The sequence below is a fragment of the Enterococcus sp. DIV1368d genome (assembly GCF_050542975.1).
GTDB lineage: Bacteria > Bacillota > Bacilli > Lactobacillales > Enterococcaceae > Enterococcus_D > Enterococcus_D casseliflavus.
In genome coordinates this window covers 2625033-2648694 of record NZ_CP172939.1, presented here as the reverse complement: position 1 = coordinate 2648694, position 23662 = coordinate 2625033, and the positions used below count along the sequence as shown (strand labels likewise).

26 protein-coding genes and 2 tRNA genes are annotated in these 23662 nt (G+C 43.4%); 27 read left to right on the top strand and 1 reads right to left on the bottom strand.

Going from position 1 to position 23662, the window contains the following annotated elements; genetic code table 11:
- Positions 1 to 4: 4 nt before the first annotated feature.
- The 25 genes from smpB to IGJ44_RS12340 all read left to right on the top strand — a co-directional run bounded on the left by smpB (position 5) and on the right by IGJ44_RS12340 (position 17575).
- Positions 5 to 463: an SsrA-binding protein SmpB gene (gene smpB, locus IGJ44_RS12460; RefSeq protein ID WP_008380870.1), complete on the top strand. Its 459-nt coding sequence runs from the start codon at positions 5 to 7 to the stop codon at positions 461 to 463.
- Positions 464 to 756: 293 nt separating this feature from the next.
- Positions 757 to 1476: a F0F1 ATP synthase subunit A gene (gene atpB, locus IGJ44_RS12455; protein WP_008380872.1), complete on the top strand. Its 720-nt coding sequence runs from the start codon at positions 757 to 759 to the stop codon at positions 1474 to 1476.
- Positions 1477 to 1508: 32 nt separating this feature from the next.
- The gene (gene atpE, locus IGJ44_RS12450; protein ID WP_005228705.1) at positions 1509 to 1721 is read left to right on the top strand and encodes an ATP synthase F0 subunit C; all 213 of its coding nucleotides are present in this window, start codon (positions 1509 to 1511) and stop codon (positions 1719 to 1721) included.
- 88 nt (positions 1722 to 1809) lie between these two features.
- Positions 1810 to 2334: a F0F1 ATP synthase subunit B gene (gene atpF / locus IGJ44_RS12445; RefSeq protein WP_005228706.1), complete on the top strand. Its 525-nt coding sequence runs from the start codon at positions 1810 to 1812 to the stop codon at positions 2332 to 2334.
- Positions 2321 to 2863 (top strand): F0F1 ATP synthase subunit delta, encoded by a 543-nt coding sequence (locus IGJ44_RS12440; RefSeq protein ID WP_061053133.1) that lies wholly within the window; start codon positions 2321 to 2323, stop codon positions 2861 to 2863. The genes atpF and IGJ44_RS12440 overlap by 14 nt, the downstream gene beginning before the upstream one ends.
- A 23-nt stretch (positions 2864 to 2886) precedes the next feature.
- Positions 2887 to 4443, top strand: coding sequence for a F0F1 ATP synthase subunit alpha (atpA, locus tag IGJ44_RS12435; protein ID WP_008380876.1), 1557 nt, complete (start codon positions 2887 to 2889; stop codon positions 4441 to 4443).
- 16 nt (positions 4444 to 4459) lie between these two features.
- Positions 4460 to 5362, top strand: a complete 903-nt coding sequence (locus IGJ44_RS12430; RefSeq protein ID WP_005228710.1) for a F0F1 ATP synthase subunit gamma — start codon at positions 4460 to 4462, stop codon at positions 5360 to 5362.
- Between the two features lie 26 nt (positions 5363 to 5388).
- Positions 5389 to 6795, top strand: a complete 1407-nt coding sequence (atpD, locus tag IGJ44_RS12425) for a F0F1 ATP synthase subunit beta (protein ID WP_005231864.1) — start codon at positions 5389 to 5391, stop codon at positions 6793 to 6795.
- Positions 6796 to 6826: 31 nt separating this feature from the next.
- Positions 6827 to 7249, top strand: coding sequence for a F0F1 ATP synthase subunit epsilon (locus tag IGJ44_RS12420; protein WP_005228716.1), 423 nt, complete (start codon positions 6827 to 6829; stop codon positions 7247 to 7249).
- 159 nt (positions 7250 to 7408) lie between these two features.
- Entirely contained in the window at positions 7409 to 7642 is a 234-nt protein-coding gene (locus tag IGJ44_RS12415) for a DUF1146 family protein (protein ID WP_061054458.1), read from the top strand.
- A gap of 90 nt (positions 7643 to 7732) precedes the next feature.
- Entirely contained in the window at positions 7733 to 9025 is a 1293-nt protein-coding gene (gene murA / locus IGJ44_RS12410) for a UDP-N-acetylglucosamine 1-carboxyvinyltransferase (RefSeq protein WP_016608772.1), read from the top strand.
- A gap of 21 nt (positions 9026 to 9046) precedes the next feature.
- Positions 9047 to 9223: a DNA-directed RNA polymerase subunit beta gene (locus tag IGJ44_RS12405; protein WP_005228723.1), complete on the top strand. Its 177-nt coding sequence runs from the start codon at positions 9047 to 9049 to the stop codon at positions 9221 to 9223.
- Between the two features lie 91 nt (positions 9224 to 9314).
- Positions 9315 to 9590, top strand: a complete 276-nt coding sequence (gene yidD, locus IGJ44_RS12400) for a membrane protein insertion efficiency factor YidD (RefSeq protein ID WP_008380886.1) — start codon at positions 9315 to 9317, stop codon at positions 9588 to 9590.
- 39 nt (positions 9591 to 9629) lie between these two features.
- Entirely contained in the window at positions 9630 to 10088 is a 459-nt protein-coding gene (locus IGJ44_RS12395; RefSeq protein ID WP_061053131.1) for a GNAT family N-acetyltransferase, read from the top strand.
- 124 nt (positions 10089 to 10212) lie between these two features.
- On the top strand, positions 10213 to 11094 hold the full coding sequence (locus IGJ44_RS12390; RefSeq protein ID WP_074536095.1) for an ROK family protein: 882 nt from the start codon (positions 10213 to 10215) through the stop codon (positions 11092 to 11094).
- A gap of 284 nt (positions 11095 to 11378) precedes the next feature.
- Entirely contained in the window at positions 11379 to 12566 is a 1188-nt protein-coding gene (locus tag IGJ44_RS12385) for an ABC transporter substrate-binding protein (RefSeq protein ID WP_010749790.1), read from the top strand.
- A gap of 108 nt (positions 12567 to 12674) precedes the next feature.
- Complete coding sequence (locus IGJ44_RS12380) at positions 12675 to 13553, top strand: branched-chain amino acid ABC transporter permease (RefSeq protein WP_005228742.1); 879 nt, start codon at positions 12675 to 12677, stop codon at positions 13551 to 13553.
- 9 nt (positions 13554 to 13562) lie between these two features.
- Entirely contained in the window at positions 13563 to 14540 is a 978-nt protein-coding gene (locus IGJ44_RS12375) for a branched-chain amino acid ABC transporter permease (protein ID WP_005228744.1), read from the top strand.
- Positions 14521 to 15297: an ABC transporter ATP-binding protein gene (locus IGJ44_RS12370; protein WP_430605744.1), complete on the top strand. Its 777-nt coding sequence runs from the start codon at positions 14521 to 14523 to the stop codon at positions 15295 to 15297. The genes IGJ44_RS12375 and IGJ44_RS12370 overlap by 20 nt, the downstream gene beginning before the upstream one ends.
- Positions 15297 to 15998 carry an ABC transporter ATP-binding protein gene (locus IGJ44_RS12365; protein ID WP_015510178.1) on the top strand — a complete coding sequence of 234 codons (702 nt, stop codon included), beginning with the start codon at positions 15297 to 15299 and terminating at the stop codon, positions 15996 to 15998. Before IGJ44_RS12370 ends, IGJ44_RS12365 begins: the two co-directional genes overlap by 1 nt.
- Before the next feature lie 3 nt (positions 15999 to 16001).
- On the top strand, positions 16002 to 16649 hold the full coding sequence (locus tag IGJ44_RS12360; RefSeq protein ID WP_010749788.1) for a CBS and ACT domain-containing protein: 648 nt from the start codon (positions 16002 to 16004) through the stop codon (positions 16647 to 16649).
- 126 nt (positions 16650 to 16775) lie between these two features.
- A complete protein-coding gene (locus IGJ44_RS12355) occupies positions 16776 to 17009 on the top strand; it encodes a DUF2969 domain-containing protein (protein ID WP_005228752.1) in 234 nt (77 codons plus the stop codon).
- 85 nt (positions 17010 to 17094) lie between these two features.
- Positions 17095 to 17178 (top strand) — tRNA-Tyr (locus tag IGJ44_RS12350).
- Between the two features lie 4 nt (positions 17179 to 17182).
- Positions 17183 to 17254: transfer RNA gene (locus tag IGJ44_RS12345), tRNA-Gln, on the top strand.
- A 153-nt stretch (positions 17255 to 17407) separates the two neighbouring features.
- On the top strand, positions 17408 to 17575 hold the full coding sequence (locus IGJ44_RS12340) for a hypothetical protein (protein WP_005228760.1): 168 nt from the start codon (positions 17408 to 17410) through the stop codon (positions 17573 to 17575).
- 49 nt (positions 17576 to 17624) lie between these two features.
- On the opposite strand, the gene IGJ44_RS12335 is transcribed toward IGJ44_RS12340, so the two are convergent.
- Positions 17625 to 18230: a TetR/AcrR family transcriptional regulator gene (locus IGJ44_RS12335; protein ID WP_005228762.1), complete on the bottom strand. Its 606-nt coding sequence runs from the start codon at positions 18228 to 18230 to the stop codon at positions 17625 to 17627.
- 174 nt (positions 18231 to 18404) lie between these two features.
- Here IGJ44_RS12335 and IGJ44_RS12330 point away from each other — a divergent pair, with 174 nt between their 5' ends.
- Together IGJ44_RS12330 and IGJ44_RS12325 are read left to right on the top strand one after the other, a co-directional pair.
- Positions 18405 to 22631, top strand: a complete 4227-nt coding sequence (locus tag IGJ44_RS12330; protein ID WP_074536092.1) for a 2-hydroxyacyl-CoA dehydratase — start codon at positions 18405 to 18407, stop codon at positions 22629 to 22631.
- Between the two features lie 198 nt (positions 22632 to 22829).
- Complete coding sequence (locus tag IGJ44_RS12325) at positions 22830 to 23537, top strand: GntR family transcriptional regulator (protein WP_005228765.1); 708 nt, start codon at positions 22830 to 22832, stop codon at positions 23535 to 23537.
- Positions 23538 to 23662: the final 125 nt, after the last annotated feature.

Sequence of the window (23662 nt, the reverse complement as noted above, 5' to 3'; positions counted from 1 at the left end):
GCCCGTGCCTAAAGGAGAAGGGAAATTAATCGCCCAAAACAAAAAGGCCCGCCATGATTACACGATCCTCGATACGATCGAAGCGGGGATCGTCTTACAGGGAACCGAGATCAAGGCGATCCGTAACAGTCGGATCAATTTGAAAGACGGCTTTGTACGTATTCGTAACGGTGAGGCATTCTTAGTCAATGTGCATATCAGCCCTTACGAGCAAGGAAACATTTTTAATCATGATCCACTACGGACAAGAAAACTGTTACTGCATAAAAAGCAGATTGCTCGTCTGATTGGCGAAACAAAAAATACCGGCATGACGATCGTTCCGTTAAAGGTGTATATCAAGGATGGTTATGCCAAAGTTTTGATTGGTTTAGCGAAAGGAAAACGCGAATATGACAAGCGGGAATCCTTGAAACGCAAAGATCAAGAAAGACAAATTGACCGAGTTCTTAGAAATTTCTAATTTTCTAAGAACTTCTTTTAGAATCCGATAGAGGTTATTGCTTTGAAAATCACGCTAAATTTGGTAGCATTTAAGGGAAAGCTGTTGATATAACAGGCTTTTTCTTCCACATAGCGACACGGGGATTTTTCATTTAATTTAGGATTTTTGGCATTGTGAGTTTTTTGTCTAATTTTCTTGAAAATGCTTTGAAATTTTCCATTCGTGGTGGTATGATACCGATTGTTATGAGAGGAAACGCATTGTAACACCAGATTTTTTTCTGGAGATGACAGGAAAAGAGGTGAGAAAGATTGGAAGATAAATCGCTTATGTTTCATATCGGTCCTATATGGTTTGATGGAACTGTAGCTATGATGACAATCATTTCTTGTATTATTGTTTTTTTGGTGGTCTTTATTTGTACACGTAATCTGCAAATGAAACCGAAAGGGAAGCAGAACTTCATTGAATGGGTCATTGACTTTGTTCGCGGTATCGTAGCGGACAATCTACCAGGATCTCAAGTGAACAACTTTCATTTGCTCGGTGTAACAATGTTTCTTTTTGTGTTTGTGGCAAATGAGATCGGGTTAGTCACAAAAATTGTGACGACAGATGACATTACCTTGTGGAAAAGTCCGACAGCAGACCCGTTTGTTACATTGACACTTGCACTTATGGTTATTTCCTTGACACATTTCTTTGGGATCAAGTCGTTGGGCTTCAAAAATTACTTGATCAATTCGTACTTGAAACCGGTGGGGTTCTTATTGCCGCTAAAAATCATCGAAGAATTTACGAATGTCATCACGTTAGGCTTACGTTTATATGGGAATATATTCGCGGGAGAAGTGTTATTAGGATTGATTGCCAACATGTTTATTAGTCTTGGTTGGTGGTCATTGCCGATCGTGATGCCGCTAGAAATGATCTGGATTGGCTTCTCGCTCTTTATTGGAGCGATCCAAGCTTATGTATTTGTTACATTGACCATGGTATTTATGAGCCACAAAATCGTGGCAGAACATTAATCGAATCGACATACAATTAGGAGGAAAAAAGAATGAACTTTATTGGAGCAGGATTAGCAATTATCGGAGCAGCAATTGGTGCAGGGTATGGTAACGGACAAGTAATCGCAAAAACGATCGAATCAATGGCACGCCAACCTGAAATGTCAGGTCAACTACGTTCAACAATGTTTATCGGGGTAGCGTTAGTCGAAGCTGTACCGATTCTAGGGGTAGTTATCGCGCTGTTATTAGTCTTCCGATAAGACAAGCACGAAAAGGCAGAAACGAACAATTGCACTCGTTTTTGCTTTTTTCTAATGAAACAATGACTTTCAGAAAGGAAGAATCGTTATGCTAAATCAGTTGGTTATAGCGGAAGTTCAAAATCCAATGCTTGGCAATATTATCGTTGTCAGCGGATCAATTCTTCTTTTGCTATTCTTATTGAAACATTTTGCATGGGATGCCATCAGCAGCATGATGCAAAAACGGGAAGATAAAATCGCCAATGATTTGGATTCAGCGGAACAATCACGCTTGAATGCAGCAAAATTAGAAAAAGAACGCCAAGAAAAATTGGCACGTTCTCATTCTGAAGCTGCGGAGATCATCAAGAGCGCCAAAGATAGCGGGGAATTGAGTCGGCAAAATATTTTGAGCGAGACCAAAGAAGAAGTGGCTCGTTTGAAAGAAAAAGCAAACTCAGATATCACCCTTGAAAAAGAAACTGCGTTAAAAGAAGTGAAAGATGATGTTGCAGAACTTTCGCTTCAAATCGCAGAAAAAATCTTAGGCCGCGAATTGACTCCCGAAAATCATGAATCCCTAATCAATCAATATATCGAAGGATTGGGTTCAGTTAATGAAACTCGATAAATTCACAGTGGGAAAACGTTATGGAAAAGCGTTGTTCGAATTGGCGATGGAAGAACAGCGCTTGACAGAAGTTTACCAAGAATTATTGACCTTGCGTCAGATTTATCAGGAAATTCCAACATTCGGCCAAATCGTGACCGATAACCGTTTGGATCTTCATGAGAAAAGACAATTAGTCGATCAATTGCTGAAGGGCTTTGAAGGTTTAGTCAGAAATTTCTTGGAGATCGTTTACGAATATGATCGCATGGCTGATTTATTGCTGATCATTGATGAATACGAACGTCGTTACGATGAATATCAAGGTCTTGTTCTCGGAACGATCACAACGGCTGTTGCTTTGTCAGCAGAACAAAAAAGCAAAATCGAAAAGCAAATCGCCGATAAGCTTGGGTACAAGCAGGCACAATTGAAAGAAACGATCGATCCAACGATTTTAGGCGGTGTCATCGTTGAAGCAAATCATCAAGTGATCGACGGTAGTATTAAGAGCCAACTGGATTATCTGCGACAAAAAATCGGCAGATAAACAAGAGATAAGAGGTGAATCGGATGGCCATCAAAGCAGAAGAAATTAGTGCCTTGATCAAAGAGCAAATTAAAAATTATCAGAACGAACTTTCTGTAGAAGAAATCGGTACTGTCACATATGTTGGGGACGGGATCGCCCGCGCCCACGGTTTAGAAAATGCCATGAGTGGAGAACTGCTTGAGTTTTCAAACGGTTCTTATGGGATGGCACAAAACTTAGAGTCAAACGATGTCGGAATCATCATCCTAGGTGATTTTGAAACCATTCGTGAAGGGGACAAAGTAAAACGAACTGGTAAAATCATGGAAGTTCCTGTCGGCGATGCATTAATTGGCCGGGTAGTAAATCCATTAGGGCAACCAATCGATGGTTTAGGTCCGATCGAAACAGATAAATCACGCCCAGTCGAAGCAGCTGCACCAGGTGTTATGCAACGGAAATCCGTTTCGGAACCAATGCAAACAGGGTTGAAAGCTATTGATGCTTTAGTACCAATCGGTCGTGGCCAACGGGAATTAGTCATCGGTGACCGGAAAACCGGAAAAACAACGATCGCTATTGATGCGATCATCAACCAAAAAGGGCAAGACATGATCTGTATTTATGTCGCAATTGGCCAAAAAGATTCAACTGTTCGTGCACAAGTGGAAACATTGCGTCGTTACGGTGCGCTTGATTACACGATCGTAGTCTCAGCAGGTGCTTCACAACCAGCACCACTGCTTTATATCGCACCTTATGCGGGGGCTGCGATGGGGGAAGAATTCATGTATAACGGCAAACATGTTTTGATCGTCTTTGATGACTTATCAAAACAAGCGGTCGCTTATCGTGAACTTTCTCTACTTCTACGTCGTCCGCCAGGTCGTGAAGCATACCCAGGGGATGTCTTCTACTTGCATTCTCGTTTATTGGAACGTGCAGCGAAATTAAGTGATGAACTAGGTGGTGGATCTATGACGGCATTGCCGTTTGTTGAAACACAAGCAGGGGATATTTCAGCCTATATCCCAACCAACGTGATTTCTATCACAGATGGACAAATTTTCTTAGAAAACGACCTTTTCTATTCTGGTGTTCGTCCTGCCGTAGCGGCTGGATTATCCGTTTCACGGGTTGGGGGGTCTGCGCAGATCAAAGCAATGAAAAAAGTTGCCGGTACCTTGCGTTTGGACTTGGCTAGCTATCGCGAACTAGAGGCCTTTACGCAGTTTGGGTCTGATCTAGATGCTGCAACACAAGCCAAATTAAACCGCGGTCGTCGAACCGTTGAAATCTTGAAGCAAAAACTGCATGAACCACTGGCAGTAGAAAAACAAGTCGTGATTCTTTATGCCTTGACGCATGGATTCATTGATAGTGTACCAGTCAATAAACTATTGGACTTTGAAGCAGAATTATTTGAATATATCGAAGCAAATGCAGCGACGATTTTTGAAACCATTCGGACAACGAAAGACTTGCCAGAAGAAAGCTTGTTAGATGACACCATTAAAGCATTCAAAGATATTTTCATGGCATCCAACGGTTCTCGGGTGACACCCCAAGATAAAATATCGACAATGCAAAACGCATAAAAAGAGGTGAGAGAAAATGGCTGCTTCATTAAATGAAATCAAGCAACGAATTGCCTCAACAAAAAAAACCAGCCAAATCACAAAGGCCATGCAAATGGTTTCAGCTGCAAAATTAACAAAATCTGAAGCTCATTCGAAACAGTTTCAAGTGTATGCCAACAAAGTACGTGAAATCGTTACGCATTTAACTGCGCAGCAGCTTTCCGATCTTGCAGGTTCTGGTCCTAAAGATGGTGTGAACTATAACAGTATGTTGGTTAGTCGTCCGGTCAAACGCACAGGCTACATCGTCATCACTTCTGATGGCGGTCTAGTGGGCGGCTACAATAGTTCCATCTTGAAGCAAATGATGACCATGCTGGATGAAGACCATGCAAAAGAAGAAGAGTATGTCATGATTGCCATTGGTGCAACTGGCGCTGACTTTTTCAAAGCACGGGGCATCAATTTGGCGTACGAGCTAAGAAACCTTTCGGATCAACCAAGCTTTGACGAGGTGCGTAAAATCGTAACATTGGCGACAACGATGTACCAAAACGAAGTCTTCGATGAATTATATGTGTGTTATAACCATCACATCAACTCATTGACTAGCCAATTTCGTGTGGAGAAAATGTTGCCGATTTCCGATCTAGATCCTGAAGAAGCCGAAAGTTATGAACAAGAATACTTGTTTGAACCTTCCAGAGAAGCAATTTTGAATCAATTACTGCCTCAATACGCTGAAAGCTTGATTTATGGTGCGATTGTTGACGCAAAAACAGCCGAGCATGCTGCCGGAATGACAGCGATGAAAACAGCAACAGATAATGCCAAAAATATTATTGGGGACTTGACGATCTCTTATAACCGAGCGCGCCAAGGAGCGATCACCCAAGAAATTACTGAAATTGTGGCGGGGGCATCCGCGTTAGAATAGTTTCAAGAACGAATGGAGGAATACGAATGAGTTCAGGCAAGATTGTTCAAGTCATTGGTCCCGTTGTTGACGTGGAATTCTCTCTAGACCAATCATTACCAGATATCAACAATGCGTTGATTGTTTACAAAAAAGATGAGCAGAAAACAAAAGTTGTGTTAGAAGCTGCCTTAGAACTTGGCGACGGCGTTATCCGTACGATTGCCATGGAATCAACAGATGGCTTACAACGAGGAATGGAAGTAATCGATACAGGCGCCTCCATTTCTGTTCCAGTTGGGACAGAAACCTTAGGACGGGTGTTTAATGTCTTAGGGGACACCATCGATTTAGAAGCACCGTTTCCTGAAGAAGCACCCCGCAGTGGGATCCACAAAAAAGCTCCTGACTTTGATGAATTGTCAACAAGTACCGAGATCCTTGAGACTGGGATCAAAGTTATCGACTTATTAGCCCCTTATTTAAAAGGGGGGAAAGTTGGTCTTTTCGGTGGTGCCGGTGTTGGTAAAACTGTCTTGATCCAAGAACTGATCCACAACATTGCCCAAGAGCATGGGGGGATCTCTGTCTTCACAGGTGTTGGTGAACGGACACGTGAAGGAAACGACCTTTATAATGAAATGAAAGAATCTGGCGTTATCGAAAAAACAGCCATGGTGTTTGGACAAATGAACGAACCACCAGGTGCCCGGATGCGGGTTGCCTTGACTGGGTTGACCTTAGCGGAGTACTTCCGCGATGTAGAAGGACAAGACGTGCTTTTGTTTATCGATAATATCTTCCGCTTCACTCAAGCAGGTTCTGAAGTATCTGCCTTACTAGGTCGGATGCCGTCGGCCGTTGGGTATCAGCCAACATTAGCAACTGAGATGGGGCAATTACAAGAACGGATCACATCGACGAAAAAAGGTTCCGTTACGTCTATTCAAGCCATCTATGTCCCTGCCGATGACTATACAGACCCAGCACCTGCGACTGCTTTTGCCCATTTGGATGCAACAACCAACTTGGAACGTAAATTGACCGAACAAGGGATCTATCCTGCCGTTGATCCACTGGCGTCTTCTTCTAGTGCGTTAGCACCTGAAATCGTTGGTGAAAAACATTATGAAGTAGCGACTGAAGTACAGCATGCGTTGCAACGTTATCGGGAATTACAAGACATCATCGCCATCTTAGGGATGGATGAACTGTCTGATGATGAAAAAACCTTAGTTGCCCGCGCACGCCGCATTCAATTCTTCTTGTCACAAAACTTCCACGTAGCGGAACAGTTTACGGGACAACCTGGTTCTTATGTGCCAGTTGAAGAAACCATCAAAGGATTTGCAGAGATTCTTGAAGGAAAATATGATGATCTTCCAGAAGAAGCCTTCCGCAGTGTTGGACGAATTGAAGATGTCATTGAAAAAGCGAAAAAAATTGGCTATTAATTAACCAGCCTTGAAGAAAGAGGGGAACCTCATGGATCAATTTTTAACAGTCAATGTGGTGACACCTGCTGGTTTGGTTTACGATCATCACGCGAAAATCGTGGTTGCACGTACGACAGATGGTGAGATCGGTATTTTGCCGCACCATGCCCCAATCATCGTTCCATTGACGATTGATGAAGTCCGGGTCAAACGGATCGATTCAGATACCCATGTCGACTGGGTCGCTGTCAACGGCGGTATATTAGAAGTGCGAGACAATGTTGTCTCGATCGTAGCCGATAGTGCGGAACGTGATCGTGACATCGACGTTTCACGTGCAGAAAGAGCAAAACAGCGTGCAGAACGCCAAATCGAAGAAGCCAAACAAGTCGAGGATATCGACCAGCTTCGGCGCGCAACGGTTGCTTTGCACCGCGCCATCAATCGAATCAACGTGTCAAAACATTCCTAAAAAAACAAGGGCATCTTGCCTTTGTTTTTTTTTATTCGAGAAAACGTTTTAAAAACTTTTTAAAGTCTTTTCATGAAGGTTTCAAGAAAGATTATTTTTTATCTTGACATCTTTGTGGTATGATAGGAATGTTCAATTATGAAAAAAGGAGCAGGAAGTATGCAAGTGTATGGAATTGATGCAATCATTCGAATCGTGAGTCATTTAGCGTTCATCTATTTAGCATTTTGGGCATTGCAATCTGTGCGGATCGATGCTTTTTTTAAAGCTTTACGAACGACTCAGATACGAATGGTCATGGTGTTTCTTGCGATTGCATTAGGCTACACCGCCAGTACTTTTTTCCTTGAGTTGATTGCGCTATGTCGTAATTTAGTTTTAACAGGTTTTTAAGAATTTCATTAATATATGCAAAAACACCGAATATTATGCTATAATTGGCAAGATTTGTGTGAGTCACTGCATTATTTGGAGGGAACATAAATGGAAGAGATGATCGTTCAAGGTGGTAATCGATTAACTGGAACAGTGAAGATCGAAGGGGCAAAAAATGCTGTTCTACCTATCTTAGCGGCAAGCTTATTAGCGGAAGAAGGAACAACGACATTAACAAATGTACCGATCCTTTCCGATGTATTAACAATGAAAGAAGTGATTCGGCATTTAAATGTCGCAATCGATTTTGAAGAAGAAAACAACACAATGACGATCGATGCGTCACAAGAATTAGCAATCGAAGCACCGTATGAGTATGTGAGCCAAATGCGCGCGTCAATCGTAGTCATGGGGCCTTTGTTAGCCCGTAATGGACATGCCAAAGTGGCAATGCCTGGCGGCTGTGCAATCGGCAAACGACCAATTGATTTACATTTGAAGGGATTTCAAGCACTAGGCGCGCAAATCATCCAAAAAGATGGATACATAGAAGCGATCGCCGATGAGTTAAAAGGCAATAGCATTTACTTGGATTTCCCAAGTGTCGGCGCAACGCAAAATATCATGATGGCTGCCGTAAAAGCTAAAGGCATCACCATCATCGAAAACGTCGCTCGTGAGCCAGAAATCGTTGATTTAGCAAACATTTTGAATAAAATGGGTGCCAAGGTCTTTGGTGCAGGAACCGAAACGATGCGTATTGAAGGTGTCGAACACCTGCATGCAGTAGATCATTCGATCGTGCAAGACCGTATCGAAGCAGGAACCTTTATGGTTGCAGCAGCGATGACTCAAGGAGACGTTATTATTAAAGATGCGATCTCAGAGCACAATCGTCCATTGATTTCAAAATTGATCGAAATGGGTGCAGAAGTGACTGAAGTCGCTGAAGGGATTCGTGTGGTCGGACCAGAACGCTTGAAAGCGACTGATGTAAAAACGATGCCACATCCAGGTTTTCCTACGGACATGCAAGCGCAAATGTCTGCTATTCAATTATTAGCGCAAGGAACGAGTGTTGTGAATGAAACGGTATTTGAGAATCGTTTCCAACATTTAGAAGAAATGCGTCGCATGAATGCCCATGTAAAAATTGACGGCAACGTTGCAGTGATCGAAGGCGGTCATGAATTACAAGGTGCGCTGGTCTATGCGACAGATTTACGTGCCGCAGCAGCGTTGATTTTATTAGGTCTGCGTTCAACGGGACGGACGCGTGTCCGCAATCTAAAATATTTGGATCGCGGCTACTACAAATTCCACGAAAAATTGCAACAATTAGGGGCATCTGTTGAACGAGTTTCTGACGCAGTAGAAGAAGTCGTACCAGTTAACGCCTAATAGGAGTAGGAGAGAAAAAAAGTGAAGTTGAACCGTTATATTTTAACTAGCTTGATAAAAATTCTAATCGTCATTTTATTAGCTATTTTATTGTTCCTAGCAGGAACGATGATCGGCTATGGAGTGATCGGTGACGGCAGTCCTTTTAAAGTATTCTCTCCAAGTCTTTGGAATCATATCTTTGAGTTTATGAAATAAACGATAACTAGGACTTACGCCACGTGCTGAGTCCTAGTTTTTTCTATCTATCTTTACTGAATCGTACGCTAAAAAGAAAGGCTGGCAAGGAATGAGTAAACTTTTGATCGGCTTTGTTCGTTTCTATCAACGTTTTATTTCCCCATTATTTCCTCCTAGCTGTCGTTATTATCCGACTTGCTCAGGATACATGATCCAAGCCATCCAAGTCCATGGAGCAGCCAAAGGAGGCTTGATGGGGGTAGCTCGTATCTTACGCTGCCATCCCTTTGTAAAAGGCGGAATAGATTACGTACCCCAGACGTTTACTTTAAAACGAAATACGCAAGACAAAGTCAAACCAACGTACCGTTATCGGAAAAGTTAAAAGGAATCAACAGAAATATAAAAAAGGAGCCAAAAAGCCATGATTCGTCCAATCACCCCTAATGAAGCGTATCCTTGGGCGTTGCTGCTGGATGCAGATCCTGAAAAAGCAGTCGTAGAAAGCTATCTATATAATAGCCAAACACTTGTTTATGAAGAAGCTGGAGAAATGATTGGTGTGTTAGTTTATCAAAATCAAGGCAAGAACTGGGAGATTATGAATGTGGCTGTTTCTCCAGAAAAGCAAGGAATGGGCATCGGTCGTCAATTGCTACAAGCTGCCGAAGAAGCGATCCTCAGTCAGCACCTCGGGGCAAAACGGCCGATCGTAGTGATCAAAACTGGTAGTCTGCCCTCTGCAGCCTTGACTTTGTACCAAAAGCAAGGCTATGTTGAAAAAGAGCGGGTGAAGAATTATTTCACCACCCACTATGTCGAACCGATTTTTGAGAATGGGCAGCAGCTGTTCGATCAAGTGATTTTGGAAAAACAACTCTAATGGATGAAGAGACAGTCTAAGTGAATGAGACTGTTTTTTTCTTGTCCTCGGAAATCGCTTTCTTCAAGCGCCGACTTGCGGTAAAATAGACAGTATCAGAATAATAAAGGATTGAGGGAAAAAAATGGCGATTTTAGTCTTTGATATGGGTGGTTCAGCAGTAAAATATGGCGTCTGGGCACAAGGTTCTTTGGTGAGTAAAGGGAAATTCACTACTCCAAATACTTGGGAGGAAATGAAAGCACAGCTGCAGCAAGTGAGGGCAAGCGTAGATGAAGAGATTGAAGGCGTTGGAATCAGTGCGCCAGGTGCGGTCAATGCCCAAGAACGGCGGATCGACGGCATTAGTGCGATCCCTTATATCCATGGGTTTGATATTTACTCAGAACTCGAAGCAGCGTTTGGGGTACCCGTAACCATCGAAAATGATGCCAATTGCGCTGGGATGGCTGAATTTTATCAAGGAGCGGGCAAAGAGTATCAGCAAGCAGCCTTCGTTGTGATCGGAACAGGCGTTGGCGGTACCCTGTTTCAAAATGGTGAGCTAGTCCGTGGGGCACATTTATACGGTGGCGAATTTGGGTTGATGATCCTAGATCAAGGCAAAACATTTTCGCAACTAGGGACAGCGGTTCAGATGGCCTGGCGGTATTGTGATCGGATCGGAGTGGATCGAACGACGATTACCGGTGAAGAGGTCTTTCAACGTGCAGAAGATGGCGATGCCATTGCGATCGAGGAAGTCAATAAATTTTACAACTATTTAGCACAAGGACTGTTCAGTATTCAGTTTGCTTTTGATCCTGAAGTGATCATTATCGGCGGTGGTGTCAGTGCCAAAAAAGGCTTGTTAGAAGAAGTTGACCAGCGCTTGAAAAAAATGTTGGCGGATCAAGCATTAAATGATTTCGTCCCACTGATCAAGTTATGTGACTATCGCAATGATGCCAATTTAGTTGGGGCGGCGGCAAATTTTCAAGCATTGTATCCACGAAATAGCCGCTAACATGAGGATGTAATGTTTTCAAACGTCCGTTTGAAGAAAAAAGTATCAAATCAAAGCGTATCGGCAGCAAGCAAAGGGGAAAAACCTTTGCTTGCTTTTCTTTTTATCCGAAAATTAGAAAAGCGATTCCATTGTTGCTGGATCAATGTTTTAAAAGCACCATTTTTTATCAGCGAAAAAAATAAATTCTGAATAGGTGAAATATTCTGATAATTCGTTGACATTTCCTAGATTTTTCAGTATATTGGATAACATATTCAGGGGAAGTAAAGGAGAGGAAAATTATGAAAAAGAAATTTGCATTTTTGTTTGCGAGTTTGTTTTTATTGACAGCTTGTAGTGCAGGACCAACAGGTGGACCAACGGATAGCAGTGGTGCTGCTGAAGGTGGCAATAAACAAGAGGGAGATACCATTAAGATTGGTGCCAACTTAGAGTTGTCTGGAGCAGTTGCTGCTTATGGGACGGCTGAAAAAGAGGGGATCGACTTGGCAGTCGAAGAAATCAATGCTGCCGGCGGCGTTCTTGGAAAACAAATTGAAATCATTTCGAAAGATAACAAATCAGATAACAATGAAGCTGCGACAGTAGCAGCCAACTTAGCAACCAATGATAAAGTCGTTGCCATTATTGGACCAGCAACTTCAGGTGCCACAAAGGCGGCTTTACCGAATGTGACGAGAGCCCAAGTACCGATGGTCACTCCTTCAGGTACCGATGATGCGATTACTTACACCAGTGGAAAAGTCCAAGAATTTGCATTCCGTTCTTGTTTCCAAGATAGCTTCCAAGGAACAATCTTGGCAAAATATGCAGCAGAAAATTTGGATGCTTCAAAAGCCGTAATCTTGGGTGATAACTCAAGTGACTACGCAATTGGTTTGACGGAAGCATTTAAAGAAAGCTACCCAGGCGAAATCGTCTTAGAGGATAACTTTACCGAAGGCGACAAAGATTTCCAAGCAGTTCTTACAAGAATCAAAGATGTTGACTTCGATGTCTTGTTCATTCCAGGCTACTACACAGAAGCTGGTTTGATCATCAAGCAAGCGCGAGAATTAGGAATTGATCAAGCAATCATTGGTGCGGATGGATTCGGTGATGAAAAAATGGTTCAAACAGCTGGTGCAGAAAATGTCAGCAATGTTTACTATACAGGTCACTTCTCTACCAAAGCACCAGCAAACGACAAAGTTGAGCCGTTTGTGGCAGCTTTCAATGAAAAATATGGCAAAGAGCCTTCTGCTTTTAATGCATTAGCCTATGATGCCGTTTATATGATCAAACAAGCGATCGAAGATCAAAACTCAGCAGATTCATTGGCGATCGCAGCTGGTTTGTCTGAACTGAAAGACTTTGTCGGTGTGACCGGTGAAATCACGATGGATGAAAATCATAACCCTGAAAAATCAGCAGTTGTTTTAGGATTGACTGACGGGAAAGAAACCTCAGCAGACACTGTGGAACCTTAAAAAAACCGCAGTTGTTTGGCAGTGAAAACTGGGACAGACCTGATGTGTTTGTCTCAGTTTCTTTTCTCTAAAAGAATGACCATAATAAATGATATTGGAAGTGAGTATATGGAAATGATGATCCAACAATTGATCAACGGCTTGTTTCTAGGCAGTATCTATGCCTTGTTAGCGTTGGGTTATACGATGGTGTATGGCATCATCAAGTTGATCAACTTCGCCCACGGAGAAGTTTACATGATCGGTAGTTTTATCGGTTACTTTTTGATCAATCAATGGCAATTAGGGTTTTTCCCCGCGTTGTTCATTTCAATGATCGCCAGTGCAGCTCTTGGGGTAACGATCGAATTTTTAGCGTATCGTCCCTTACGCAATTCCACGCGAATTTCGGCACTGATCACGGCAATCGGGGTTTCTTATTTTTTGCAAAATGTCATGATCTTTTTCTTTTCAGCCAATGTGCGCCCCTTTCCGCAAGCGATTGAACGACAAACTTATTCCATCGGGTTTGTTCAAGTAAGTAATGTCCAGTTATTGATCTTGGCTGTTTCGGTTACCTTAATGATTCTCTTGCAATTGATCGTGAAAAAGACCCGTATGGGAAAAGCGATGCGGGCAGTAAGTGTTGATGCAGATGCAGCGCGTTTGATGGGGATCAATGTCAATCGAACGATTTCCTTTACCTTTGCCTTAGGCTCGGCTTTGGCTGCAGCTGGCGGGATGCTGATCGGTTTGTATTATAATTCCATTGATCCATCAATGGGCGTCGTTCCTGGTCTGAAATCTTTTGTTGCAGCGGTTCTTGGCGGGATCGGGATCATTCCTGGAGCAGCCTTAGGTGGCTTTGTGATCGGTTTGGTGGAAACAGCAGCGACAGCGCTTGGTTTTTCTGATTATAAGGATGCTTTAGTGTATGTCATTTTAATAATTATATTGTTGGTTCGTCCAGCTGGGATCCTCGGCAAAAATATCAAAGAGAAAGTGTAGGTGGCAGAAATGAAAAAGAATTTACGTTACAACTTAATCTGGCTCGCTCTGGCAGCTATTCTTTATTTTGGATTATTTGCAGCCTACAATGGCGGAATGATCAATTTGTTCTCTGATGCCATCATCGTCAATATCGGAATCAATATCATCTTGGCAGTCAGTTTGAATCTGATCATCGGCTTTTCAGGGCAATTCTCCTTAGGACATGCTGGATTTATGGCAATCGGTGCTTATGCTGGCGCGATCCTGTCGGCAAGCAATCCAACCTTTGGTGGCTTTTTAACTGGTTTACTGGTGGGGATGCTGGTTTCTGGTGCAGTCGCATTAGTGGTTGGGATTCCGACCCTCCGTTTAAAAGGCGACTATCTAGCGATCGCTACCTTAGGTGTGGCAGAGATCATTCGGATCTTGTTGGTGAACCTACGAGGCTTGACCAATGGTCCTGCAGGAATTTTCGGATTGCCCCAATTCAGTAATTGGCAGATCGTCTTTCTCTTTGCCGTTTTATCGATTCTTGTCGTGTCAAACTTTATCCATAGCGGACCAGGTCGGGCGACTTTAGCGATTCGGGAAGATGAGATCGCTGCAGAATCAATGGGGGTCAACACAACGAAATACAAGGTAATTGCGTTTGTAATGGGGGCAGTGATGGCAAGCATTGCTGGTACCCTTTATGCCAGCTATCAGCAGTCGGTTTTCCCACGAGATTACGGTTTTATGAAATCGATCGATGTATTGATCATCGTCGTTTTTGGAGGGCTTGGGAGTACCACAGGAGCAGTTGTCTCGGCAGTAGTGCTAGGAATCTTAAATATGTACTTGCAAGGCTTCTCTGATTTGCGCATGATCATTTATGCATTGGCTTTGATCATCATCATGATCTTTAAACCAAGCGGACTTTTAGGAACATGGGAATTCTCCGTAAAAGGACTGCTGGATAAATTTAGAAAAAAGGGGGATGACAACGATGCCTCTATTAGAAGTTAAAAGCTTAACGAAAAACTTTGGCGGTTTAGCTGCTGTTTCTCATGTAGACCTCCATTTAGATACCAATGAGCTGGTCGGATTGATTGGACCAAACGGTGCTGGCAAGACAACGCTCTTTAATCTCCTGACAGGTGTGTATGAACCTAGTGAAGGGGAAGTGCTTTTTGAGACCCAAGGTAAGCCAAAACGTTTAAATGGCGTGAAGCCCTATAAAATTGCGGATTTAGGTCTTTCAAGAACCTTCCAAAACATTCGCTTGTTTAAAAATTTGACTGTGATGGACAACGTCTTGATCGCTATGAACAGTAAGCATAAAGAAGGACTGCTGACTGGCATCCTGCGTTTGCCAAAGTACTACAAAAACGAAGCGTCCATGAAGAAAAAAGCCTTAGAGCTGTTACGGATCTTTGATATGGATGGCAAAAGTCAAACGTTAGCGAAAAATTTGCCTTATGGCGAGCAGCGTCGGTTAGAGATCGTACGCGCATTGGCTACAGAACCAAAAATTCTGTTTCTTGACGAGCCGGCTGCGGGGATGAATCCTCAAGAAACAACAGAACTGACAAAGCTGATCTATAAGATCCAAAAAGATTTTCAATTGACGATCCTCTTGATTGAGCATGATATGAGTTTGGTCATGGAAGTGTGCGAACGGATTTATGTGCTGGAATACGGCCAAGTCATCGCCCACGGTGAACCAGAAGAGATCAAAAACAATCCGCGGGTGATCGAAGCTTATCTAGGAGGGGAAATCTGATGCTGGAAATTCAAAATTTAAGTGTACACTACGGCATGATCCAAGCGGTCCATGATGTTTCCTTCCACGTCAATCAAGGGGAGATCGTTTCACTGATTGGTGCCAATGGTGCAGGGAAAACCACGATTTTACGGACGATTTCTGGATTGATCCGCCCCTCAAATGGCTCAGTCACTTTTGAAGGAAAACGAATTGAGAAAGAAGCACCGCAAAAAATCGTCGCAAACGGCTTGTCGCAAGTGCCAGAAGGGCGGCACGTCTTTTCAGGATTGACGGTTCAAGAAAACTTAGAGATGGGCGCCTTCTTGCGTAAAGACAGTGGTGTCAAAGAAGACTATGAACAAGTTTACCGCAAGTTTCCTGTATTGAAAGAACGCCTCTCGCAAGATGCGTCGACATTATCTGGCGGTGAGCAGCAGATGTTGGCAATGGGGCGGGCATTGATGTCAAAACCGCGCTTGCTTTTGCTGGATGAGCCCTCGATGGGCTTGGCACCGATTTTTATCAAAGAAATTTTTTCAATCATTCAAGAAATCAAGCAGCAAGGAACGACTGTGCTGCTGATTGAACAAAATGCAAAAATGGCTTTATCGATTGCCGATCGCGGCTATGTATTAGAAACGGGGAAAATCGTTTTAGAAGGTACTGGAGAAGAATTACTAGCAAGTGATGAAGTAAGAAAAGCGTATCTAGGAGGCTAAACAATGAGTGTAAGTGATTTTATGACGAAGACGGTCGTCACCGTCGATTCGCAGACACCGATCTTTGATGCAGTAGATTTAATGAAGCAGCACGATATCCACCGTCTGCCCGTCGTTGACGATGGTAAATTAGTAGGGTTGATCACAGAAGGAACGATCGCTGAAGCAACTCCCTCAAAAGCGACAAGCTTAAGCGTTTATGAAATGAACTATCTCTTAAATAAAACGACTGTCGCTGATATCATGTTGAAAAAAGTGACCACGATTGAACCAGATGCACTATTAGAGGACGCCATTTCCGTCATGCGTAGTGAAAACGTGGGGGTTTTACCAGTCATGGATGATGATACCCTAGTGGGAATCATTACCAACAATGATATTTTCGATGCCTTTTTGAAAATCACTGGCTACCATGATGGTGGAACCCGAGTGTCCATCGAGATCACGGATGACCATGTAGGCGTGTTAGCAGACGTGACCAAGCTGCTTGCCGATCATCAGATGAGTATTTTGACCATCGTAGTCAATCGGATGGCGCTAAAAACGATTGTTGAGATCCAAGTAGAGTCGCGCCAAGTCGCAGCGATTGAGAAAATCTTAAGCGATGCGGGGTATACCGTAACCAGTGCTGTCTTGACGAACCAGAAATGAGACAAAGCAGCAAAAGTAGTCGATCGTAACGATTGACTACTTTTTTTCGTTCCAGATGAGATTTTCTTTTTCTTTTGCTGGTTTTCTGTTAAAATAGGAAGGTGCTGTAAAGAAAGAGGTGCAATCATGTCTAAGAAAAATAAAGATATCGAAGTCCGTATTGAAGAAACAACGAAAGCCATTCATGGCAAAGACTATACCGTCAATGAATTATTTATTGGTAAAAAACGTATCGGTGAGATTTTAACGACTGGACCGAAAGAATTTCAAAGCTTTTTAGGGGATGAAGATCTAGGTTCAAGCAGAAGTTTAGAAGCTGCGATCGAGATGATTATTCGCCAATGGAATTTACATGAATAATTTCTAGAAAAATTTGCTTTTTGCTCTTGCAATTTGTTATCTTTTTCGGTATTATAACTATTGTCAGGTTTGAGAAAAACCTTTTGGAGGAGTAGCGAAGTGGCTAAACGCGACGGACTGTAAATCCGTTCCTTAGGGTTCAGTGGTTCGAATCCACTCTCCTCCACCATTATTGGGGTATAGCCAAGCGGTAAGGCAACGGACTTTGACTCCGTCATGCGTTGGTTCGAATCCAGCTACCCCAGTCAGATGAATACGCAGAAAAAAACAGCAAGTAGTTTTGCTGTTTTTTTTCGTTATTTAACCATTATTTTTTTTGGTTTGAGGAAGGGCTATAAGTTGAAGATTTTTTTTATTTGCGATACGCTAGTAGTAAAGCATTCGGGAGATGAAAACACATGAAATTTAAACTGAATCTAAAAGAAAAAGTAACGGAAGTTGCAGAGCATGTCTATGACGTTGTCAAAAAGGAAGACTATGCGATTCGTGTGGCTCCAAAAGGAATCAAAGTAACAAAACAGCGTAAGACAAAAGACACGATCAAATGGCGCGCAAAAAATCATTGATTAAAGGGCAATCAGCATGAGAGAAACTGCATATAGGCAGTTTCTTTTTTTATTCCTCAATTTCAATCCCCAAGACAGTTAGGTGACCGTTTGCCACTAGTTTGATGACGAGTTTTGCTAAATGGTCGGCGTGCATCGTTGTTTCTGCCGTTAGCCACCAATGCAGCGTGCCAACAAATATTGAGGTCATATAATCAATGATGAAATCTAAGGGCACTTCAAGATCGCCTTCTGTGATCTTCAAGGTTGAGAAGATCTCTTGATACCGTTCCGTTAAAATCAGCCCCAGTTTTTTACGAATGATCTCAATGGCAGAGGCATCCATGATCGTCAAATAAAAAGAGCGATTCTTTTGAATGTGTAAAAAAAGTTCGGTCATGGCAGCTTCGATTTTACGGATCTTGATTCGATTGCCTTGGACGAAATCTTCAAAGTCAAGGATCGAGGTAAAAGATTCGACGGCCAAGTCAAATATTTTTTCATACAAGTCTTGCTTGTCTTTGTAATGGGCGTAGAAGGTCGCGCGGTTGATCATGGCTTCGTCTGCGATATTTTGGACAGTCACTTGCTCGAAGCCTTTTTCTTCAACTAAGCGAATAAAGGCTTCAATAATGTACTTATTGGTTCGTTTGACACGTAAATCCAATTTTTTCATATTGTGAATTTCCTTTCAAAATAAACGACAAAAAACGTCTAATTGTTGTTTATCCCACACCTTCGTTGGAATTGTTTGTTGAATTATCAATTAAAAGAATTACAATGAACATAAGTATTATAACAAACGGCTTGTTAGATAATCAACAAAGTGTTGTTTAGATGGAGGCAACAAATGAAAAAATATAAGGCGGGCATCGATGTCGGTTCAACAACGGTCAAGATGGTTCTGTTAGATGAACGCAATCAAACGTGTTTTTCAAGGTATGAACGACACTATGCAGACATCCAAAAGGCAGCGGAAAAAATTATTAAAGAAGCGCAAGCAGTAATCCAAGATCAGCCAGTTGCGCTAGCGATTACCGGATCAGGCGGAATGGGGCTGGCAGAAGTTTTGCGGATCCCTTTTGTCCAAGAGGTCATCGCTTGTACCAAAACAGTCGAGACAGTGATCCCAGAAACGGATGTGGCGATCGAATTAGGCGGTGAAGATGCGAAGATCACCTTTTTTGAAGGTGCGTTGGAGCAGCGGATGAATGGCAGTTGTGCCGGTGGGACCGGTGCGTTTATTGATCAGATGGCGGTTTTATTGAAAACGGATGCCAATGGGGTCAATGAGCTAGCCAAGGGATACCAAACCCTTTATCCGATTGCCTCACGCTGCGGGGTCTTTGCCAAAACTGATGTGCAGCCGCTGATCAATGAAGGAGCGGCAAAAGCGGACATTGCTGCGAGTATTTTTCAAGCGGTGGTCAATCAAACGATTGCTGGCTTAGCTGCTGGTCGTAAAATCAAAGGCAAGGTAGCCTTCTTAGGCGGTCCACTGACGTTTATGTCGGAATTGCGTCAACGATTTATCGATACGTTGAACCTGCAAGAAGCAGATATCATTTTTCCCGAGAATCCAGAACTGTTTGTGGCGATGGGGGCTGCACTGTATGCAGAAGAAGCGCAGCAGCTTTCTGTACTATGCGACCGCTTAGCCAATGAAGAAGACGGCACACTTGCGCCAACAGATACGCTAGATCCTTTATTCAAAGACGAAGCAGAACTGGCTGCTTTTCGTGCCCGCCATGCCCAAGCGATTGCTGCAGAAAAACCTTTGTCCGAGCATAAAGGCGCTGCTTATCTAGGCATCGATGCAGGATCAACGACAACGAAAGTCGTCTTGATCAATGATGCAGGGGATTTGTTGTTTTCTTTTTATGGCAACAATGAAGGCGAGCCGTTAGCGACAACGATGGCGGTTTTACAAGAGCTTTATCGTCAGATGCCTTCTGACGTTTACATCGCAAAGTCAACGATCACAGGGTACGGTGAGCATCTGATCAAACATGCACTGAAGGTCGATATCGGTGAAGTCGAAACAATGGCCCATTACAAAGCTGCTGAACATTTCCAGCCAGGGGTTGATTTTATCTTGGACATTGGTGGGCAAGACATGAAGGCGATGACAGTCAAAGACGGTGCACTTTCTTCGATTCAGCTAAATGAAGCCTGTTCGTCAGGATGCGGCTCGTTCATTGAGACCTTTGCCAAATCTATGAATCAGGATGTCAAAGAATTTGCCCTGGCAGCGACAAAAGCCCAAGCGCCGGTTGACCTGGGTTCGCGTTGTACCGTCTTTATGAACTCAAAAGTCAAACAGGTCCAAAAAGAAGGAGCCTCTGTTGGCGACATTTCGGCTGGCTTGTCTTACTCGGTCATAAAGAATGCTATCTATAAAGTGATCAAGGTTCGGCGCCCCGAAGATCTTGGCGAGAAAATCGTCTGCCAAGGAGGGACTTTCTATAATGAAGCGGTTCTGCGCGCCTTTGAATTGATCAGCGGCCGTGAAGTCGTACGACCATCGATCGCTGGCTTGATGGGCGCTTATGGGGCGGCGTTGATCGCGTTAGAAGAAGCGGCGATCGACGATGTCAGTACGTTGTTGTCTCCTGCAGAAATGGCCGATTTTCAAGCAGAAAAAGAATTTACAAATTGCGGTCTTTGCGAAAACAATTGTTTATTAACCGTGACCCTCTTTTCGGATGGTCGAAAATTCATTACGGGGAATCGCTGCGAACGTGGTGCGCGGATCAAAATCAAAAAAGAAGACCGCAAAGTCAATCTCGTGGATGAAAAATACCGCCGCTTGTTCAAGTACCGTTCTTTGCGTAAAAAAGATGCCCTCCATGGGGAAATCGGCTTACCAAGAGTGTTGAATCTTTATGAAAATTATCCGCTATGGCATACCTTTTTCACCCAGTTAGGGTTTCGAGTAACCTTGTCGCCGCGTTCTAATAAAGAACTATATGAGCAAGGGATCGAAACGATTCCTAGCGATACCGTTTGTTACCCAGCCAAACTAGCCCATGGACACATCCAAGCACTGATCGATCAAAACATACCGTTGATCTTTTATCCAGGAGTCATTTTTGAGCGAGTAGAGAACACTGCCGCTGAAAATCATTTTAACTGTCCAATCGTACAAAGCTATCCAGAAGTGATTCGTAACAACGTCGATGCGATTCGTGAAGGGGCGGTTGACTACCGCTGTCCATTTTTAAATCTGGCAGATGAAGCCTCAATGGTCAAAACCTTAATGGGGACGTTTCAAGATTTTGGTTTTTCTGAAGACGAAATTGCCCAAGCGCTGCGTAGCGGCTTCGAGGAACTAGATCAGTTCAAAGCAGATATTGCGCAACGGGGAGAAGAAACGCTGCGAATGCTGATGACGACCAACCAAAAAGGGATCGTTTTATCTGGAAGACCGTATCATTTGGACCCTGAAATCAACCATGGGATAGCGGAAGTCATTACCCAAGAAGGCTTTCATGTACTGACCGAGGACAGTATTGCTCATTTAGCAAATGTCGGCGATCTGCGGGTCGTGGATCAATGGGTCTATCATTCACGGTTGTATGCGGCAGCACGAGTGGTGGCGAAAAACAAGCAGTTGGAATTGGTTCAATTAAACTCCTTCGGCTGTGGGATCGATGCAGTGACCACCGATCAAGTCGAAGAGATCATGGCGCAATATGGGAAGCTGTATACGGTGTTGAAAATCGATGAGGGTGCAAACCTTGGGGCGATTCGGATTCGGTTGCGTTCCTTGAAAGCAGCAGTCAACGAACGGGATAAACAGCACTTTGTTCCTAAAAAGCAATACGAGGAACCAGCAAAGATTATTTTTACCAAAGAAATGCGCAAGCAGCACACGCTCTTATTGCCGATGTTGAGTCCCATCCACCAAAGCGGATTAGTAGATGTCGCTTTGCAGGCTTCTGGGTATCAAGTGGTCTGTCTGCCCAGTGAAGATCGAGAAGCAGTCAATGTCGGTTTGCGCTTTGTCAATAACGATGCCTGCTACCCGGCCATCATTTCCATTGGACAGCTGGTAGAAGCATTGCAAAGCGGGAAATATGATGTTGAAAATACCAGTGTTTTGATGACTCAGACGGGCGGCGGATGTCGTGCAACGAACTATATTCCTTTGTTGCGTAAAGCACTGAACGATGCAGGATTTCCACAAGTGCCGGTGGTATCTATTTCGATGGGCAACACCGGGGTTGAATCAAATCCGGGCTTTCGCTTTACCTTGCCGATGATGAAACGCTTGGCGGTGGCATTTTTATACGGGGATCTCTTTGAACGAGTCGTTTATCGCACCCGTCCATATGAGCAAGAAGCAGGGGCTGTCGATCGGCTCCACCAAGAATGGCTGGAAAAAATTGCCAAAAATGTCCGCAATGGCTCCTTCAGTCTGTTTAATCGCAATATGAAGAAAATCATTCAAGACTTTGATCAAGTGCCGATAAGAGCTATCAAGAAGCCACGTGTCGGTGTCGTGGGAGAGATTTTAGTGAAGTATTCACCGACTGCCAATAATGATGTCGTTCGCCTGTTAGAAGCAGAAGGAGCGGAAGCGGTCGTACCAGATATTGTCGGCTTCATGAATTATTCCCTCTACAATCAGATTTGGCGCTACGAGCATTTGGGGATGGCGAAGAAAAGCAAAATGATCGCTGATTTTGCGATCATGGCGATTGAACGGCTCCAAAAACCAATGGATAAAGCGTTGCGGGCGTCAACGCGCTTTGAGGGCATTCATTCGATCCATCAGCTTGCCGAGCAAGCGAGCGAGATTGTTTCCATCGGCAATCATACGGGAGAAGGCTGGTTCTTGACCGGTGAGATGATCGATCTGTTGGAAAATAATGTCAACAATATCATTTGTCTGCAACCATTTGGTTGTCTGCCTAACCATGTAGTAGGAAAAGGCGTCATGAAAGAGCTGCGTCGCCAATACCCACAGGCGAACATTGCAGCGATTGATTACGATCCAGGTGTTTCGATCGTCAATCAATTGAATCGCATTCGCTTGCTCATGGCAACTGCCAATAAAGCGTTGGCTGAATAAATTCTCAAGCCAGCGACCGAACCAATTTAAAAGCAAAGAGACTGCTCTTGTTTGGACAATTTGTGATAACTTCTTTTTCTGCCTATAAAATGGGGAAAGAGTTCGCACAAATTAAGAAAAACTGAGCAGTTTTTGCTTTTTTTATTAGCTATTTAGGTATATACCAGTTATAATAGGAGGGGAACGGAGGAATGTGTAGTGGTGGAAAAATTACCTGTTTATATCCAGATTCATGATCAAATCAAAGCCAATATCGAAAACAATACATACAAAATCGGGGATCGTCTGCCTTCAGAACGGGAGTTGTCAAAACAATTCGGCGTGAGTCGCATGACGTTGCGGCAAGCGATCCAAACCTTAGCGGATGAGGGGATTCTTGAGCGCAAAATCGGTTCTGGCACTTATGTGGCTCGCCAAAAAGTACAGGAGAAAATGACGGGCACGACGAGTTTTACCGAAATTATGAATTCTCTTGGTCGTAAGCCTTCCAGCAAAGCGGTCGCTTATTTCTTGACTGCACCTAGCTCCAGTGAGATGGAAAAGCTGCAATTAGAAGGACACGAAACGATTTTACGGATGGAGCGGATTCGGTATGCGGATGATGTGCCGATCTGTTTTGAAGTAGCGAGTATCCCTGAAAAGTTTATTCATGACTTTAGCAAGGAGGAGATCATCTCTTCCCTCTATAAAGTGTTGGAAGAAAAAGGACAGCGGAAAATCGGCGGCGCTTCGCAGACGATCTCAGCTATGGTCGCTTCCGAGCAAATTGCTGATTACTTACAAATCAAACGCGGCGATGCGATTTTACGTATGCGGCAAATCACTTCATTTGAAGATGGGCAACCATTTGAATATGTGCGCACCCAATATGTCGGCAATCGTTTCGAATTTTATATGGAAAAATAAGCTGCCTGAGACGGCTGGGAACAAAAAAGACGCGAAAAAGCCGAAAGGACACTGCGAGCATACGTGCTGTTGCTCCGCATCGGTCAATTCGGTTTTTCAACGATTGGGCGTTCCTGCATTCGCTG

What these genes read in the sequence shown, in the direction of transcription:
- atpE (WP_005228705.1), top strand. Translation starts at nt 1,509, where the DNA reads ATGAACTTTATTGGAGCAGGATTAGCAATTATCGGAGCAGCAATTGGT.
- atpF (WP_005228706.1), top strand. Translation starts at nt 1,810, where the DNA reads ATGCTAAATCAGTTGGTTATAGCGGAAGTTCAAAATCCAATGCTTGGC.
- IGJ44_RS12440 (WP_061053133.1), top strand. Translation starts at nt 2,321, where the DNA reads ATGAAACTCGATAAATTCACAGTGGGAAAACGTTATGGAAAAGCGTTG.
- atpA (WP_008380876.1), top strand. Translation starts at nt 2,887, where the DNA reads ATGGCCATCAAAGCAGAAGAAATTAGTGCCTTGATCAAAGAGCAAATT.
- IGJ44_RS12430 (WP_005228710.1), top strand. Translation starts at nt 4,460, where the DNA reads ATGGCTGCTTCATTAAATGAAATCAAGCAACGAATTGCCTCAACAAAA.
- atpD (WP_005231864.1), top strand. Translation starts at nt 5,389, where the DNA reads ATGAGTTCAGGCAAGATTGTTCAAGTCATTGGTCCCGTTGTTGACGTG.
- IGJ44_RS12420 (WP_005228716.1), top strand. Translation starts at nt 6,827, where the DNA reads ATGGATCAATTTTTAACAGTCAATGTGGTGACACCTGCTGGTTTGGTT.
- IGJ44_RS12415 (WP_061054458.1), top strand. Translation starts at nt 7,409, where the DNA reads ATGCAAGTGTATGGAATTGATGCAATCATTCGAATCGTGAGTCATTTA.
- murA (WP_016608772.1), top strand. Translation starts at nt 7,733, where the DNA reads ATGGAAGAGATGATCGTTCAAGGTGGTAATCGATTAACTGGAACAGTG.
- yidD (WP_008380886.1), top strand. Translation starts at nt 9,315, where the DNA reads ATGAGTAAACTTTTGATCGGCTTTGTTCGTTTCTATCAACGTTTTATT.
- IGJ44_RS12395 (WP_061053131.1), top strand. Translation starts at nt 9,630, where the DNA reads ATGATTCGTCCAATCACCCCTAATGAAGCGTATCCTTGGGCGTTGCTG.
- IGJ44_RS12390 (WP_074536095.1), top strand. Translation starts at nt 10,213, where the DNA reads ATGGCGATTTTAGTCTTTGATATGGGTGGTTCAGCAGTAAAATATGGC.
- IGJ44_RS12385 (WP_010749790.1), top strand. Translation starts at nt 11,379, where the DNA reads ATGAAAAAGAAATTTGCATTTTTGTTTGCGAGTTTGTTTTTATTGACA.
- IGJ44_RS12380 (WP_005228742.1), top strand. Translation starts at nt 12,675, where the DNA reads ATGGAAATGATGATCCAACAATTGATCAACGGCTTGTTTCTAGGCAGT.
- IGJ44_RS12375 (WP_005228744.1), top strand. Translation starts at nt 13,563, where the DNA reads ATGAAAAAGAATTTACGTTACAACTTAATCTGGCTCGCTCTGGCAGCT.
- IGJ44_RS12370 (WP_430605744.1), top strand. Translation starts at nt 14,521, where the DNA reads ATGCCTCTATTAGAAGTTAAAAGCTTAACGAAAAACTTTGGCGGTTTA.
- IGJ44_RS12365 (WP_015510178.1), top strand. Translation starts at nt 15,297, where the DNA reads ATGCTGGAAATTCAAAATTTAAGTGTACACTACGGCATGATCCAAGCG.
- IGJ44_RS12360 (WP_010749788.1), top strand. Translation starts at nt 16,002, where the DNA reads ATGAGTGTAAGTGATTTTATGACGAAGACGGTCGTCACCGTCGATTCG.
- IGJ44_RS12355 (WP_005228752.1), top strand. Translation starts at nt 16,776, where the DNA reads ATGTCTAAGAAAAATAAAGATATCGAAGTCCGTATTGAAGAAACAACG.
- IGJ44_RS12340 (WP_005228760.1), top strand. Translation starts at nt 17,408, where the DNA reads ATGAAATTTAAACTGAATCTAAAAGAAAAAGTAACGGAAGTTGCAGAG.
- IGJ44_RS12335 (WP_005228762.1), bottom strand. Translation starts at nt 18,230, where the DNA reads ATGAAAAAATTGGATTTACGTGTCAAACGAACCAATAAGTACATTATT.
- IGJ44_RS12330 (WP_074536092.1), top strand. Translation starts at nt 18,405, where the DNA reads ATGAAAAAATATAAGGCGGGCATCGATGTCGGTTCAACAACGGTCAAG.